This is a genomic window from Aeromonas sp. Lyrl_2, assembly GCF_051948815.1.
In the GTDB taxonomy this organism is placed as follows: domain Bacteria; phylum Pseudomonadota; class Gammaproteobacteria; order Enterobacterales; family Aeromonadaceae; genus Aeromonas; species Aeromonas veronii.
Map to the genome: position 1 here is coordinate 1 of NZ_JAYJLJ010000017.1, position 16,216 is coordinate 16,216.

At 59.5% G+C, this 16,216-nt stretch carries 13 protein-coding genes; 8 read left to right on the plus strand and 5 right to left on the minus strand.

From position 1 onward, the window contains the following. The first annotated feature begins 177 nt into the window (after positions 1-177). The 3 genes from VF684_RS14945 (at position 178) to VF684_RS14955 (ending at position 3,797) form a co-directional block, all read left to right on the plus strand. On the plus strand, positions 178-609 hold the full coding sequence (locus VF684_RS14945) for a CC0125/CC1285 family lipoprotein (RefSeq protein ID WP_139731082.1): 432 nt from the start codon (positions 178-180) through the stop codon (positions 607-609). Positions 610-813: 204 nt separating this feature from the next. After that, positions 814-2,073, plus strand: a complete 1,260-nt coding sequence (locus VF684_RS14950) for a dicarboxylate/amino acid:cation symporter (RefSeq protein WP_139731080.1) — start codon at positions 814-816, stop codon at positions 2,071-2,073. Between the two features lie 104 nt (positions 2,074-2,177). Beyond that, positions 2,178-3,797 carry a methyl-accepting chemotaxis protein gene (locus VF684_RS14955; RefSeq protein ID WP_064336749.1) on the plus strand — a complete coding sequence of 540 codons (1,620 nt, stop codon included), beginning with the start codon at positions 2,178-2,180 and terminating at the stop codon, positions 3,795-3,797. Between the two features lie 63 nt (positions 3,798-3,860). Here the strand turns inward: VF684_RS14955 and VF684_RS14960 are convergent, their stop codons facing one another. Beyond that, positions 3,861-4,463: a DUF924 family protein gene (locus VF684_RS14960; RefSeq protein ID WP_279459227.1), complete on the minus strand. Its 603-nt coding sequence runs from the start codon at positions 4,461-4,463 to the stop codon at positions 3,861-3,863. Positions 4,464-4,714: 251 nt separating this feature from the next. Between VF684_RS14960 and VF684_RS14965 the strand changes: the two genes are divergently transcribed. The 3 genes from VF684_RS14965 to VF684_RS14975 all read left to right on the plus strand — a co-directional run bounded on the left by VF684_RS14965 (position 4,715) and on the right by VF684_RS14975 (position 7,697). After that, a complete protein-coding gene (locus VF684_RS14965; RefSeq protein ID WP_201912604.1) occupies positions 4,715-4,855 on the plus strand; it encodes a hypothetical protein in 141 nt (46 codons plus the stop codon). 1 nt (position 4,856) lies between these two features. Next, positions 4,857-5,777 (plus strand): DUF808 domain-containing protein, encoded by a 921-nt coding sequence (locus tag VF684_RS14970; protein ID WP_440174327.1) that lies wholly within the window; start codon positions 4,857-4,859, stop codon positions 5,775-5,777. A 123-nt stretch (positions 5,778-5,900) separates the two neighbouring features. Further along, positions 5,901-7,697 (plus strand): M3 family oligoendopeptidase, encoded by a 1,797-nt coding sequence (locus tag VF684_RS14975; protein ID WP_204381148.1) that lies wholly within the window; start codon positions 5,901-5,903, stop codon positions 7,695-7,697. A 63-nt stretch (positions 7,698-7,760) separates the two neighbouring features. Here the strand turns inward: VF684_RS14975 and VF684_RS14980 are convergent, their stop codons facing one another. Then, on the minus strand, positions 7,761-9,167 hold the full coding sequence (locus VF684_RS14980; protein WP_069527695.1) for a nucleobase:cation symporter-2 family protein: 1,407 nt from the start codon (positions 9,165-9,167) through the stop codon (positions 7,761-7,763). A 505-nt stretch (positions 9,168-9,672) separates the two neighbouring features. Here VF684_RS14980 and ycfP point away from each other — a divergent pair. Then, complete coding sequence (gene ycfP / locus VF684_RS14985) at positions 9,673-10,212, plus strand: alpha/beta hydrolase YcfP (protein ID WP_005334000.1); 540 nt, start codon at positions 9,673-9,675, stop codon at positions 10,210-10,212. Positions 10,213-10,286: 74 nt separating this feature from the next. Beyond that, the gene (locus VF684_RS14990; protein ID WP_019445491.1) at positions 10,287-11,579 is read left to right on the plus strand and encodes an NAD(P)/FAD-dependent oxidoreductase; all 1,293 of its coding nucleotides are present in this window, start codon (positions 10,287-10,289) and stop codon (positions 11,577-11,579) included. An 84-nt stretch (positions 11,580-11,663) separates the two neighbouring features. Here the strand turns inward: VF684_RS14990 and VF684_RS14995 are convergent, their stop codons facing one another. The 3 genes from VF684_RS14995 to VF684_RS15005 form a co-directional block, all read right to left on the minus strand. Then, positions 11,664-12,305 (minus strand): energy-coupling factor ABC transporter permease, encoded by a 642-nt coding sequence (locus VF684_RS14995; RefSeq protein WP_257696064.1) that lies wholly within the window; start codon positions 12,303-12,305, stop codon positions 11,664-11,666. Positions 12,306-12,392: 87 nt separating this feature from the next. Next, positions 12,393-13,190, minus strand: coding sequence for a pyruvate formate lyase 1-activating protein (gene pflA / locus VF684_RS15000; RefSeq protein WP_005333994.1), 798 nt, complete (start codon positions 13,188-13,190; stop codon positions 12,393-12,395). Positions 13,191-13,255: 65 nt separating this feature from the next. Then, on the minus strand, positions 13,256-16,192 hold the full coding sequence (locus VF684_RS15005) for a sensor domain-containing phosphodiesterase (RefSeq protein WP_440174328.1): 2,937 nt from the start codon (positions 16,190-16,192) through the stop codon (positions 13,256-13,258). Positions 16,193-16,216 lie beyond the last annotated feature (24 nt).

Here is a 16,216-nt window from a genome sequence, read left to right on the forward strand (position 1 = left end):
TCTTTTGCCTGCGATTTGCCGCACAGGCGCGAAGCCAGTGGTGATGCGTGCCGGTCGCTGTTGGCGTGAGTCGATTGTGCAGCCACCGCGCTTTATGGTGTAGTAACAACTCTGTTGCTCATTTGCCTGGCGAGGCCTCTCGTGCCTGCATCCGTATCTAAACCCTGTTGTCTGCTGATGCTCACCCTGCTGCTGGTGGGCTGCGCCACTCCTTACCAGAGTGAAAAGTCGTTCTGGAATGGCCAGACCGGTTTCTCCCAGACCCGGCTTGGCCCGGACAAGTGGCAACTGGAGTTTGTCGGCAACGATCTGGTGGACAGGGAGACCGCCCGCAAATATGTGCTCAAGCGGGCAGGGGAGCTGGCACTGGCAGAGGGTTACTCCTGGCTCAAGGTCGATGAGCTGACCATTAACCGCGATGCCGTCAGGGTGACCCCATCACGGCCGATCTTCGGCTTTGACGAAGATGAACCTGATCTCTTTATGGCCCAGATGCAGGTGCAGCATACCATCTCGGCGCTGCTCACTTTTCGCCTGTTGTCACGGGCACTCGATGAGCGAACTCTTAATGCGAAATATCTCGCCGAAATCAAAATAAACAGTGATTAATATTGGTGGTTTGCAAGATCCATATCACATACACCTAATGGCAGGATAAAATTCTGGATAAAGCCTCTAGATTTACCCCCTGCTTTTAGGCATTCTCCCAGCATACCAGCCGCCAGGAATCAACGGCTCGGATCACAAAAACGGACTGTAGTGGCTCCCACGCCACTGTTTACGGCTTGCACCAATCAAAACCGGGACTCCCCCATGAAAATGAATAAACTGACGGTCGCCATCCTCATCTCCATGATGTTTGGCATCCTCACCGGCCAGGGCTATCGGATGTTTGCCGCAGATCAGGCTGCGGATTTCGCCAATAACATCACGATCCTGACCGATATCTTCCTGCGCCTGATCAAGATGATCATCGCTCCCCTGGTCTTCACCACCCTGGTGGTCGGTATCGCCAAGATGGGCGACACCCGCACCGTGGGGCGTATCGGTGCCAAGACCCTCGGCTGGTTCATGCTGGCCTCCCTGATGTCCCTGAGCCTGGGTCTGGTGATGGTGACCCTGATGCAGCCGGGTGTGGGGCTTTCGCTCTCCCTGCCCAATGACACCGCCAGCTCGGGCATTGCTGCCGGTGCCATTACCCTGAAAGATTTCGTGACCCACGCCATTCCCAAGAGCGTGGTCGAGGCGATGGCCACCAACGAGATCCTGCAGATCGTGGTCTTCTCCCTCTTCTTCGGTCTGGCTGCCGCCGCGCTCGGCGATCTGGCCAAGCCGGTAGTGGTGCTGATGGCCAGCGCTGCCGAGATCATGCTGAAAGTGACCGGTTATGTGATGAACTTTGCGCCGTTCGCGGTGTTTGGCGCCATCGCCGCCATGGTGGCCAAAGAGGGGCTGGGTATTCTGGTTACCTACGGCAGCTTTATGGCTCAGTTCTATATTGCGCTGGCCTGTCTCTGGCTGCTGCTGATCGCCATGGGCAGCGTCTTCCTGCGTGGTCGCGTCATCAAGCTGTTGGCGATGATCCGCGAACCCATCCTGCTCGCCTTCTCGACCGCCAGCTCCGAAGCGGCTTATCCGAAGACCCTGGATCGTCTGGAGAAGTTCGGTTGTGACAAGCGCATCGCCAGCTTCGTGCTGCCGATGGGTTACTCCTTCAACCTCGACGGCTCCATGATGTACTGCACCTTCGCGGTGATGTTCATCGCCCAGGCGTATGGCATCGAGCTCTCCATGGCCCAGCAGATCACCATGCTGCTGCTGCTGATGGTCACCTCCAAGGGGATGGCCGGGGTGCCGCGCGCCTCTCTGGTGGTGATTGCCGCTACCCTGAACCAGTTCCATATTCCGGAAGCGGGCATCCTGCTGCTGCTGGGGATCGACCACTTCCTCGACATGGGCCGCTCAGCCACCAACGTGCTGGGCAACGCCATCGCCGCCAGCGTGGTCGCCAAGACCGAAGACAGTCTGGGTGAAACCGTCGTGCTGGGCGAGAGTGAGCCAGCCAAAGCCTGATCACAACGCCATGAAAAATAAACAACAACGGCCCGCCAATGCGGGCCGTTGTTGTTTATGGCTCGTCTACACTGCTAGATAGTTTCCATCTGGAGTGTACGGTTATGAATATTGCTCGCCGACTGCAACTGATAGCCCTGCTGGTTATCCTTGCGCTCATTTTTCTCAGCTGGTTCAGTATCAACCGCCTCGATTCGGCCAACCGGGATTTAGGCTATGTGACGGACAATACGGTGCCCAGTATTTCGCTGATTAAGGAAGTGCAGGCTGATTTCTATGAATTGCACTCGCTGGTGCAGACACATGTGCTCAATACCGACTCAAGCAGGATGCAGCAGATCGAAACGGGTATCACCGAGATACAGGGACAGATCACTTCACTGCTCGACAAATACAAAGCTGAGATGCTCTCCAATGATGAAGATCGGCGCCTGACCGACGATGATCAACGTATTGTCGCGCAATATTATCAGGAGATAGACAAGGTTCTGCAGCTCTCCCGCCAAAACAAGAACGATGAAGCCAGAGACATGCTGTCGGGAGAGGCATACGGATTGTTCCAGCAGTTTGCCAAGGCAATCGAGCTTCACGTCAACTTCAATATGGATTTGGGACTGGCGCTCAAGAAGCAGGGTCAGGAGAACTACGACAACAGCCTGCAAACCCTGTTGTTTATCGCCGGTGGTACCACAGTGCTGACGTTGGGGTTGTTTGTCTGGTTGTTCAATCAGGTGGCCAATCCCCTTCGCACTGCCATGGATATCCTGACCCGGATCCAGCGCGACCTCAACTTTACCCTGAGAGCAGATGTGAAACAGCAGGATGAGATTGGTCTGACCCTCAATGCGGTCAACCGGCTGCTCGATACGCTGCAACAGACATTTACCGAATTTTCCGTAGGCAGCTTGCAGATCAAGAGCACTGCCGAATCCCTCTCTCAGGCAGCGCAACACCTGGCCAGCTCGGCCAGTCAGGCCAATGATGCCACCAGTCTGATAGCCGCCGGTGTGGAAGAGATGACGGTCAGCATCACCGATATCTCCCAGCGTACTCAGGAGACGAGCCGCATCACCAACGAGTCGGGGCAACTGGCGACCGAAGGGGGCCGGACCATCGAGCGCACCGTTCATGCCATCAACGAGATCGCCGACTCCATTCGGCAGGCCTCGGCCGAGGTCATTGCGCTGGGTGAGGGCATTTCGCGCATTGGCGGTGTGGTCAACGTGATCCGTGATGTCGCGGGGCAGACCAACTTGCTGGCCTTGAACGCGGCCATTGAAGCGGCGAGGGCCGGGGAGTCCGGCCGTGGCTTTGCGGTGGTGGCGGATGAGGTGCGCAAACTGGCAGAGCGGACGGCGCAATCCACCCAGGAGATCTCCGCCACGGTAGAGGCGATCCAGCAGGAGTCGAACAATACGGTCTCCCGCATGCATCTGGTGGAGGAGAAGGTGAGTCAGGGGGTCACCATGGCGACCGAGAGTGGCGCCATTATTGCCGAGATCCGCAGTGCGTCGCACCGGGTGATGGATCAGGTGGGCGAGATCACTAATGCCATCCGCGAGCAGAGTTCGGCCGCCGAGTCGATCGCTCATCAGGTAGAGCAGATTGCTCAGGTCGTGCAGCAAACCAGCAGCACAGCGGAGGAGACCTCAGCCGCCGCCGAGGAGCTCAATGTCACCACCGAGAGCATCCACCAGCAGATATCCCGCTATCGTATTCAGTAACGCCGAGAGTTGTTATCCATCCGCAATCCCCGCCAGCTGGCGGGGATTTTTTGTATGGCTTGCTTAGAAGCCTGAGCCCGGTTGCTGCAAAAATACCGCCTCTTCCGGTGTGCTGGTGCGACCGAGTATGTCGTTGCGGTGGGGGAAGCGGCCAAAGCGTTCGATGATCACCTGATGACGACGGGCAAAGTCGGCAAATTCGGCAAAGGTCGCCTGCACCGGTGTGCCAGCCTGCTCGGCAGCGAGTGCCTCGAACAGCGCCACACTTCTGGCCTGTTGTTCGCGGGATTCGGCATGCTCCAGCGGCAGATAGAAGAAGACCCGCTCCAGTGGCGAGAGGGATTTGTCCGCCCCGATGGATAGCCCTTTCAGGCAGAGATCCCTTGCCAGCGGATCCTGGGCAAAGGCCGCAGGCGTGCCGCGATGGATATTGCGGGGCAGCTGGTCGAGCAGCAGGATCAGCGCCAGCCTGCCGTGGTGTAGATCGGCCCAGTCGGCCAGCTCCCCGTTGGCGGCCGCCTCTGCTTGCGCGCCAAATTGCTTGGCCAGCAGGGCATCCGTTTCGCTGCTTTTCCCCCACCAGAGGGGGGCTTGCCGTGTGGCCCGCAGGACGTCATCGGCTTCGTCGCCAAACCAGAGATCGAGCAGAGGTTGCCAGGGTTGCATGGGAACTCCTTGAGGTGATTCAGAGGGAACCAGGAACAAATGGCTCAGGGGTGCTGCCGAAACGGCGGCTTCTCGTTACACTGTGCCATCTTTTGCCCGAAAGACGTAACCCCCCGATGGTGAGCGCCGAATTCTTGGCTCGGCCGATGATGGCCTGCGATCGCCATGAGGTGGTCCTGTTGACCCTGGTGGTTATCGGGACGTACGCCACCCTCCCGGGGTTGTTCTCATTGATATAAGGAATCTTTGATATGGCCGGAACCAGTTTGTTGGCCCTGCTCGATGATATCGTCAGCGTGCTTGATGACGTGGCGCTGATGACCAAGGTCGTGGTGAACAAGCGCGAGACATTTTTCGGGAAGACGTTTCTCACTGATATAAGGGATCTTTGATATGGCTGGAACCAGTTTGTTGGCCCTGCTCGATGATATCGCCAGCGTGCTTGATGACGTGGCACTGATGACCAAGATGGCGGCGAAGAAGACTGCCGGGGTGTTGGGGGATGATCTGGCCCTCAACGCGGAGCAGGTTTCCGGGGTGCGCGCCGAGCGGGAGTTGCCGGTGGTGTGGGCGGTGGCCAAGGGCTCATTTCGCAACAAGCTGATTCTGGTGCCCGCCGCCATCGCCATCAGTGCGCTGGTGCCCTGGCTTATCACGCCGCTCTTGATGTTGGGAGGTGCCTACCTCTGCTTTGAGGGGGCCGAGAAGCTGGCCCACAAGTTCCTGCCTCATGAAGTGAGCGAGGGTGAGGCACACACTGCTCCTATTCCCGATGATCTGGTGGCCTTCGAGCAGCAGAAGGTGAAGGGAGCGATCCGCACCGATTTTATTCTCTCTGCCGAGATCATCGTCATCGCCTTTGGCACGGTACAGGGTGCAAGCCTCGCGCTGCAGCTCTCGGTAGTGGCGGGCATCGCCCTGCTGATGACCATCGGGGTCTACGGGTTGGTGGGGCTGATCGTCAAGCTCGATGACATCGGTCTGCATCTGCTGCAAAAGCCCGATGGCAGCGCCCTGCGCCGCGCGGTGGGGCAGGGACTGTTGGTGACGGCGCCCCGTCTGATGCACCTGCTGGCACTGGTCGGCACCATCGCCATGTTTATGGTGGGCGGCGGCATTCTGGTGCATGGCTGGCCTTTTGCCCATCACCTGATTGAAGGCGCAGCCGCTGTCGTTGCCACCCTGCCAACAGTAGGGGCCGTACTGGCGGCGGTGACGCCGACCCTGCTCAACGCCGTGGCCGGTGTGGTGGCGGGTCTGCTGCTGGTTGCCGTGATGACGCTGGTGAGCCGTCTTGCCCCGGCCAAGGGATAAGCGAGCTTGCGGGCCATGTTCTCTTTTTTCCTCCCTTCATTTTTTGGCCGTCGGGTTGCCCGGTTTCGGACTTGCTGCCCGCAGGTCTGTTGCGCCTCCCGATAAAGGCCTTTGCGAGAAGCTATGTATCAACAACAGTGGAATAACGACCATATCTACCCGGGCCTCGACAGCACCGAGCTGGAAGCGGACATGCGCGCAGCCCGCCACGCGCTGGAAGAGCTGGCCAGCTATATGGCGGGTCTGGACGGGGTGCGCGACGATGACGCAGCGCTGCTGGATTTCTTGCGGGAAGTGCGGCTGCGCGCCCGTGATATTCGCCATATCGGCTGGAACGTCGCCATTCTGGCCGCATGCCGCGGCAGTCAGGATGCGCGGGATCCGCAGGCCAAACAGCTGGCGTCCCGTGCCCGCGCCCTTAATGCCGATCTGTTCAAGACGCTTGCGCCGGTGGAAGATCTGATGCTGGCGTTGCCGGAAGAGGAATTCGCCGCGCTGATGGCGGATCCGCTGCTCGGTGAAGAGGCGTACCGCCTGCGCCACGAGCGTCGTTTGCAGGATCAGCGCCTGCCGGTGGAGGCGGAGCAACTGGTGATCGGTCTGGGTACCGATGGCCTGCACGCCTGGGGCAACCTCTACAACGATCTGGTGGGCAAGATCCGCTTGACCATTGATGGCCGAGAGATGGGGCTGGCCGAGGCGAGCAACCTGCTCTCCAGTCCGGTGCGTGCGCTGCGTTTAGAAGCCTTTGATGCCATCAGCGCCGGTTGGGAAGGGGAGCAGGAGACGGTGGCCGCCATCCTCAATGCCCTTAACGGCTGGCGGCTGGAGCTGGCCCGTCAGCGCGGCAAAACCCGTGTGCTTGATGCGCTGGATCTCTCCTGCCACCAGAGCCATATCGAGCGTGCCACCCTCGATGCCCTGATGAGCGAAACCTGGCGAGCCCGTGGGTTGGGCCAGCGGGCGCTGGAGCTGATGGCCGAGCGCCTTGGTCTTGACGATCTGGGGCCGGAGGATCTCTTTGCGCCGCCGCCTGCTTCCAGCCGCCGCGACATTCCTTTTGATGAGGCGATCGAGTTGATTGCCGATGCCTTTAGCCGTTTCGATCCCGAGATGGGGGCGTTTGCCCGCATGATGGCCGAGAAGGGGTGGATTGATGCGGCGCCCACGCCAAATCGCCGCACCGGCGCCTACTGCACCAAGTTTGCAGAACCGGTCGAACCGCGGGTCTTCGTCACCTATGCCGGCACCATGGATAACGTCATCACTCTGGCCCATGAGCTGGGCCACGCCTGGCACAACTGGGTCATTCGCGATCTGCCGATGAGCCAGCGCAGCTATCCCATGACGCTGGCCGAAACGGCCTCCATCTTTGCCGAGACTCTGGTGCGCAGCGCCCTGTTCGAGCAGGCAGAAAGTCCCGAAGAGCAGTTGGCGATCGCCTGGGCCGAAGCCGACGGTGCGGCCACCTTCCTGGTCAATATCCCGGCTCGCTTCGATTTCGAGCAGGCCTTGGTGGCCGAGCGGGCGCAGGGTTATGTATCCGCAGAGCGACTCAAAGCGTTGACCGACGAGGCGTGGGGACGCTGGTATGAGGGGAGCCTGACCCGCTATCACCCCATGTTCTGGGCGGCCAAGGCGCACTTCTCCATCGCCGGGCTGGGCTTTTACAACTATCCCTATCTGTTCGGTTATCTGTTCAGCCTCGGGGTCTATCAGCAGTTGATGAGCCGCAAGGCGGCGGGGGAAGAGGGCATTGCCGAAGCCTATCGCGCCTTGTTGCGCGATACCGGCCGGATGAGCGCCGAAGATCTGGTAGCCAAGCATTTGGGGCAGGATATCCGTGAGGCCGCCTTCTGGCAGGGGAGTCTGGCACAGGTAGCGCATGCGGTTGAGCGCTTCGCGCAGTTGCCTGCCTGATTGGGTCTGCGGTGATATGAACAACAGGCCTCCGGACAGTCTCGCTGTCCGGAGGCCTGTTTGTTATGCCTGCTTTTGTTGCGGTTTGATGGGGCCAACGAACAGGGGGCGGGTCTGGTGAGTCAGATCCGGCTGATAGCCGTTGAAGAAGAGGTTGAGCAGCACCGAACTGATGGTGGCCAGCAGGATACCGCTATGAAAAAGCGGTTGTAGCTGCGCCGGAAGCTGCTGGAAAAAATTCCCGGAGACCGTCGGGATCATGCCAATTCCGAGACTGATGGCGACGATATAGAGGTTGTGGCGGTTGCTGTTGTAATCGGTGCGCGCCAGGATGCGGATCCCGGTTGCCAGCACCATACCGAACATGACGATACCGGCGCCCCCCAGTACGAAGGGCGGGATGGAGGCGACTAGCACCGACATCTTGGGGATGAGGCCAAAGGCGAGCAGTATCCCCCCCGACATCACACAGACCCAGCGACTAGATACTCCGGTCACGCTCACCAGACCGATATTCTGGGAGAAGGAGGTGTGGGGGAAGCTGTTGAATATCCCACCAATAATGGTGCCGATGCCATCCACCCGCAGCCCGCGCACGATATCACCGCGCCTGGCCGGATGGCCGACGATGTCGCCAAGGGCCAGAAACATCCCCATGGATTCGATAAAGGTGATGAGCATGATCACCGTCAGGGTGGCGATGGAGATGGGATCGAAGGTGGGCCAGCCGAAGGCGAAGGGCACTATGGGGGCAAACCAGGCTGCCTCGCCGAGGCCATCGAGGCTCACTTCGCCCATGGCGATGGCCACCACGAAACCGAAGATGATCCCGAGCAGCACCGAGATATTGCTGAAAAAGCCCTTGGTGAAGCGGGTCACCAACAGGATAAAGACGAGCACCAGGAAGCTGGTGCCGATATAGCGCAGGCTGCCATATTCCGGATTACCCTTGCCCCCCGCCATCCAGTCGATCCCCACCTGCATAATGCTGATCCCGATGGAGGTGATAACCACTCCGGTCACTACGGTGGGGAAGAGCGGCATCAACCTACCTATCAGCGGCACCAGCAGGGTCGAGATGATACCGGCTGCAATGGTGGCGCCGAAGATGCCCGTCAGCCCCAGATCCGGGTTGGCTCCGATGGCCAGCATCGGCATCACGGCGGCAAAGGTGACCGACATGATGACCGGCAGCCGGATCCCGGCAAAGCGGCCAATCCCGACACATTGCAGCAGGGTGACGATGCCGCAGCAGAAGAGATCCGAACTGATAAGGTAGGAGATTTGATCCTTGGGCAGCCCCAGACTGCCGCCAATCACCAGCGGCACCGCCACGGCGCCGGCGTACATCACCAGCACATGTTGCAGGCCGAGGGTAAAGAGTTGGCCCATGGGGAGCATGCGCTCCACTTCATCCACCGGGCGCTTGCGCGCACCCGGTCGGGGGGAGGGGGGATTGGTCTCGTTCATGAACAGATCACTCCTTGAAGCCCGCGCAACTGCTGCAGGCAAGATAGTGAAAGCCGCAGCTTTCCCGGTCATTGATCTCGTGTATTGACAGAGGTGCCAGATCCCTCGGCAGTAGTGAGAGGGATCCGGTGCAGCACGGGTCAGTGCACAAAACATGCACAACGCCACTCACGAGAGAAAACGTTTGGCGATAACGCCTTGTTTTTGCGAAATGAGTCACATACCGGCCAGATAAGTGTCCGGCTGCTGGCAGGGGAAGGAGGTGAGGGCATCTCAGATTGGTAAGGGGTTTATCATTATTGGTCTGGCGATCTCACTTTGATAGCCGGGCACCATAACGTTGCTCGCAATGCGCCCGTCTTCATGTGACGGCGCTCGCGGGCTGCTGGGCGCAATCGGGGGCGGGGGCGTGATCCAAAGCAAGAAAGTTGGATGTTTTGGTGGCGCGCATGGCCGCCGCTGGGGTAGTTTCGATAAAACCGACACAGATCCTGAGGTCTTATCCATGATCATCTATCTGCATGGCTTTGATGCCACCAGCCCAGGCAATCACGAGAAAGTGCTGCAGTTGCAGTTTATTGATGATGATGTGCGTTTCGTGCACTACAGCACGGTTCACCCCCGTCATGATATGAGCCATCTGCTCAAGGAAGTGAAAAAACAGCTCGATATGAGTACCGATCCCAAACCGCTGATCTGCGGCGTGGGTCTTGGTGGCTACTGGAGCGAGCGGATCGGCTTTCTGTGCGGCATTCGCCAGGTGATCTTCAACCCCAACCTCCATCCTGAAGAGAACATGCAGGGCAAGATCGACCGGCCGGAAGAATATGACGATATTGGCACCAAGTGTGTAACTGAATTTCGTAAGAAAAATTCAGGAAACTGCCTGTGTATCCTTTCCGTTCAGGATGAAGTGCGCGATAATCGGGACACTGAACGTGAATTGAAGAACTATTACGACATCGTGTGGGATGAGCGCGAGACTCATAAGTTCAAAAATATCTCGCATCATCTGCAACGGATGAAGGCCTTCAAAGAAGCCTGATCCATCACGTCGACCGATTTCGTTTTAGGGAGCCAATGGCTCCCTTTCGTTTTGAGGAACCGAGGAAAATCATCATGATGAATATTGTCGTTGTAGGCGGCGGCGCCGGTGGCCTGGAGCTGGCCACCAGTCTGGGTCGCAAGCTTGGCAAGAAGAACAAGGCCAAGATCACTTTGGTCGATCGCAACCGCACCCACCTGTGGAAACCCCTGCTGCACGAAGTGGCCACCGGCTCCATGGACGCGGGCATTGATGCTCTGAGCTACCAGTCTCACGCCAAGAACCACGGTTTCGACTTCCAGCTCGGCACCCTGACCGACATCAAGCGTGACGATAAACGCATCGTGCTGGCCCCGATCCACGACGACAATGGCGACATCGTGGTCAACGAGCGCGAGCTGCCCTACGACTATCTGGTGATGGCCATCGGTTCTGTCTCCAACGACTTCAACACCAAGGGCATCAAGGATCACTGTATTTTCCTCGATAGCCCCTCCCAGGCGCACCGTTTCCACAACAGCATGATGAACCGCTTCCTGCAGTTCGCCACCGAATATAAGCCGGGCGACAAGGTGAAGATTGCCATCGTCGGCGGCGGCGCCACCGGCGTAGAGCTCTCTGCCGAGCTCTACAATGCGGTCGAGCAGCTCTACGCCTACGGCTTCAAAAACCTCACCACCGACAGCCTGAAGGTGACCCTGGTGGAAGCGGGCCCGCGCATTCTGCCGGCTCTGCCGGAGCGCATCAGCGGCGCCGCCCATCAGGAGCTGGTCAAGCTGGGTGTGGACGTGCGTACCGCCACCATGATCACCGAAGCGACCAGCGACGGTCTGCACACCAAGGATGGCGAGCTGATTGAAGCTGACCTGATGGTGTGGGCGGCCGGTATCAAGGCGCCGGATTTCATGAAGGATATCGCCGGTCTTGAGACCAACCGCATCAACCAGCTGGTGGTGAAAGAGACCCTGCAGACTACCCGTGACGAGAACATCTTCGTTATCGGTGACTGCGCCGCCTGCCCGCAGCCGGATGGCAAGTTTGTGCCGCCGCGCGCCCAGTCTGCCCACCAGATGGCCAGCCAGGCGTTCAAGAACATCCTGGCCAAGATGAACGGCGGCGAGATGAAGCCCTACCTCTACCACGACCACGGTTCGCTGGTGTCCCTCAGCCGCTTCTCCACCGTGGGCAGCCTGATGGGCAACCTGATGCGCGGCTCCATGATGGTGGAGGGCTACATTGCCCGTCTGGTTTACATCTCCCTCTACCGGATGCACCAGATCGCCCTGCACGGCTACGTCAAGACCGGCCTCATCATGCTGGTGGGTCGCATCAACCGGGTACTGCGCCCGACCCTGAAGCTGCACTAAGCCGGGATTTGGCAACATGTTGAATACCAAAAGGAGAGGCGATGGCCTCTCCTTTTTTATGGGCGCAGATCAGGAAAGAGAGCGTTACTTGCCCAGATAGGTGCGGTCGAAGAAGGTATTGACCCAGTGAGGGCGGTAGATGGCCAGCACCGTCATCGCCATGCCGTTGAGCAGAGCTTCGGGGAACAGCAGCAGTGGCCAGATGGAGAGGTAATCCGCCGTGATGGTGTGCCAGGGGTAGCTGTCACTTAGCCCCATCAGCAACGCACTGGCGGCCACCTTGACCGAGATGGTGATGGCGCCGCCGAGAAAGGCGGCAACGAAGATATAGACAAAGAGATGGCGCGGCAGCCAGGCCCAGCTGGCCAGAAACAGCAGCCAGCTGGTGGCTACCGGCAGGGCGATGCCCACCAGTGCCTGCCAGCCAAAATCGGCCAGATTGGTGACACCGAAGTAACCGAGCACCAGCAGGGTCAGACAGGGGGCTAGCAGCGCCAGCCGCCAGCCCAGCAGCAGGGTGAGGGAGGTGAGCCCGAGAAAATGGACCTCCAGCCCCTCATGCAGACCGGCCCTTAGATACCAGAGCGGCACCAGCGCGATGGCACTACCCAGCAACAGGTGCTGATAGAGGGGGTTGTCACGGAGGGTCTGCCACAGGGAGCGGCGCAGGCTGAAGGCCAGCAGTCCCAGCCAGATCAGGAGGGCGGCGAGTTGTCCTTCACTCATCTTGTCATCCATTCATGCAGTAGAGTCCGGGCGGCCTTCCCGACCGCCCATAGCAGAGCAGGCTGACGAGTCAGCCTGCTTTTACCATCAATATTTGACGTTGTTGTGGTACTTGCCGAGGATGCCCTTGACCCGTTCCATGGTCTCCTTGCTGGGGGGCTTGATCCCGCTCAGCTCGTACGGGTCGCCCAGCACATCCCACTTGTGTTTGCCGAGCTCATGGTAGGGGAGCAGCTCCACCTTTTCCACGCTCTCGCCCAGCTCGGCGATGAACTGACCCAGCCCTTCGGCGCTCTCGTCGTCATCGCTCCAGGTCGGTACCACCACGTAGCGGATCCACATGGTCTTGCCTTTGGCTGCCAGATAGCGGGCAAACTCCAGGGTGTATCTGTTGCTGACGTGGGTCAGCGGAATGTGTTTCTCGTCATTGATCTGTTTGATGTCGAGCAGTACCAGATCGGTCTGGTCGAGCAACTTGTCCACCTGTTCGTCGAGATGACGGACGAAGCCGTTGGTGTCGAGACAGGTGTGGATCCCTTTCTCTTTGCAGGCGGTAAAGAGTTCGGTAATGAAAGCGGGTTGCAGCATGGCTTCACCGCCGGACGCTGTCACGCCACCGCCGGAGGCATTCATGAAGTGGCGATAGCTGGTGATGTCACTCATCAACTCCGGTACGGTCACTTCGCGGCCACCTTCGGTATCCCAGGTATCGCGGTTGTGGCAGTACTTGCAGCGCATCAGGCAGCCTTGCATGAATACGATAAAGCGTATTCCCGGGCCATCGACAGTGCCGCAGGTTTCGACGGAATGGATCCGGCCAACGGTGCCGTGAGCTCCGGCTGGCTGGCTGATTTCAACGGCAGGGATCCGATTAATGACAGACATAAACAACTCCAACGATTCGAGCAGGCCGTTATTTTATTACATAAACCCCTATTGATCCTACACCTTTAGTCCGGCGCCCGGCTGCCAAGCAGCTGCTCCAGCCCCTTGACGTTGAGCGGCCGACTGGTGAGAAACCCTTGATAATGCTGGCATCCCAGCGCTTTGAGGATGGCCAGCTGCGCCTCCTCTTCCACCCCTTCGGCGGTGACGGTAAAACGGAAGACCTGGGCCAGATCGAGTATCGCCTTGACGATGGCTCTGTCCTGTTCGCTGTGTACCAGGGTCTGAATGAAGCTTCTGTCCAGCTTCACCTCATCGGCGGGCAGATCCCGCAGATAGGCCAGCGACGAGTAGCCGGTACCGAAGTCATCGATGGAGATGAGGATGCCGAGTTCCTTGAGCTGGCGCATTCTGGCAATACTCTCCTGCCGATTCTCCAAGACTACCGATTCGGTCACCTCCAGCAGCAGGCGGGAGGGGGGCACACCGGTATCGCGCAAGATGTACTCCACCTGTTGTACGAAGCCCTGGGTGTGGAACTGGCGGGCACTGACGTTGACCGACAGATGGGGGATCTGCAGGCCACGGTTGAGCCAGAAGCTGTATTGGGCGCAGGCGGTCTTCATCACCCAGTAGCCGATTTCGAGGATCAGGCTGGTCTCTTCGGCGATGGGGATAAACTCCCCGGGTGGCACCATGGTGCCGTCGCTGCGCTGCCAGCGCAGCAGCGCCTCGATACCCGACAGCGAGCCATTGTCGACCCGGTATTGCGGTTGGTAGTGGAGTTGCAGCTCGTGATGACGCAGGGCATCGCGCAGCTCATTGGTGAGGGTCAGCCGGTTCTTCTCATGCTGGGCCATCGCCTCGGTGAAGAAGACGTAGTGGCCCTGACCGGCGCGCTTGGCCATGTGGGTTGCGGTGTCGGCCTGTTGCATCAGGACCAGATGATCCGTCTCGTTGCCGGAGAAGAGGCTGATCCCCACCGAGGCGCTGCAGTGCAGTTTGTGATCGCCGATGTCGAACGGGGTGCGAAACAGCCCCATCAGCTCGCGGGCGAAGTGCTCTGCCAGAATTTTGGCGGTGACTTCCCCTTGTCCCAGCTGGGTAAAGAGCAGGGCAAACTCGTCCCCCGAGATGCGCGCTTGTACCAGATTGTCCTGGGGCAGCTCCCTGAAACGCTGCACCACGGCCTGCAGCAGCAGATCGCCGCAGGCGTGACCGAGGGAGTCGTTGATCGACTTGAAGTTGTCGAGATCCACCAGCAGCAGGGCGCCCCACTGGCCGTTGGAGGCGCTCAGGGTCTGCTGCAAAATATGGTTGAGGCTGCGCCGGTTGTGCAGACCGCAGAGATCGTCGTAGTAGGCGAGCTGCTCGATATGTCTGGCCGCCTCTTTTTCCTGGGTGATGTCGTAGAAGCTGCAGATGAAGTGGCTGAGCTCCCCCTGCTCATCCTTGACGCCGTTCACCATCAAGCGCACCGGAAAGAGGTGACCATCCTTGTGCAGGCAGCGCTCTTCCCCGAGCCAGAACTCCTGCTCGTTGACGGTGCGGCTGACATCTTCCTTGAGATGATCCCCGTAGTAGGTGGGACGCAGCTTGCGAATGGAGTGACCGATCACCTCTACCTCGCCAAATCCGGTGATCCGGCTGAAGGAGTGGTTGACCTTGAGGATGATGCCGTTGTGATCCATCACAATCAGCCCATCGTGGGTATTAAAGGCTACCTCGGCCAGCCGCAGGGCATCGTCGGTGGCGAGGCGCTTGAGTTCGATGGCGGCCCGCTCGTGCTGGCTGCTCAATAGATCCAGCAGCTGTTCGGGCTCCTCAAGGGGGGTATCGAGCAGCAGGGTGATCTGGCCAATGGGGGCGCCGCTCTGGCCATGGAGCGGAATGCCGATGTAGGCGCTGGCATTGAGAGCAAGCAGCCGGGTCGCTTTGGGATAGCGCACGGGCAGATCTTCCACATAGATGGCCTGACCATGCTGGAACAGCTCCTGAGCGGGGCCGGGGTCGAGCTGGATGGGCTTGAGGGTGGAGCAGATCTCCTCGTTGATGACGCAGCGGGGGATGATCCAGAGATCCTGACCGCGGGGCTGGAACTCGCCGATCCAGCCCACCCGGGCACCGCTGGCGCTCATGGCCCAGCTTACCAGCGTCTTGCAGTAGTCGATGCCGGTCTGCTGGTGCAGTTCGGGTGGGAGGGCCAGCTCGGCGCGGTGCTCTTCCGGTTGCGGTTGCCAGTGGCCGAGCAGCTGGGCGCTGCTGCGCACCAGCTGCAACATCTCCTCGCTAAGCGGGGTGGGGTCGAGATACTCCAGACTCAGCACCCCGAACAGCTTGTCCTGCTCCAGCAGGGCACCATCAAGGCGTGAGCGCACACCGGCACTGATCAGATAGAGGTGATTGCTCAGCATCGGCTGGTGGGCGGCCTCCGAGAAACTCAACGCTTTGCGGGTACGCAGGGCGCGGATATAGCGGCTGTCACCACGAATGGGGTAGAGCGCCTCGACCCCCAGGGTGAACACCGGGGTGAGTTGCTCGCTGCCGAGATCGCCGTTGGCCTGATAGTGCCAGAGGATGAGCCGATCGGCCCCCAAACTCTCTTTAAGGGCCTCGAGCAGGGGCGCATACTGTTGCTGGCTCGCCATCTGGCTGAGGCGCGGCAGTTGCAATGCCAGATCGGCGATGGGCTCCTGACGAAGGTTCTGCAGACAGATGAGCCAGAAGCCATCCTGCTCGTGAGCGAGGGCGATGTGCCAGAGCTGGCTGGCAAAGCGCACGGTGATCTTGCCGCCATGGCCGTTGGCCAGCAGTTGTTCGATGGGCAGGCGCAGGGCATCGGGCAGCTGGGCAGGCCAGGGGGCGCGCGGCTCATCGAGCCAGTAGAGCGGGGTTTGCATCACGTCGGTCAGGGCGACCAGCCGTTGACTGCGCAGATCCAGACGGAAAAAGAGCGGCGTCTGGAGGGCAGGAGGAAGATGACTGAGTGCGGTAGACGACATGAACAAACAACATCCTGTTAAGCA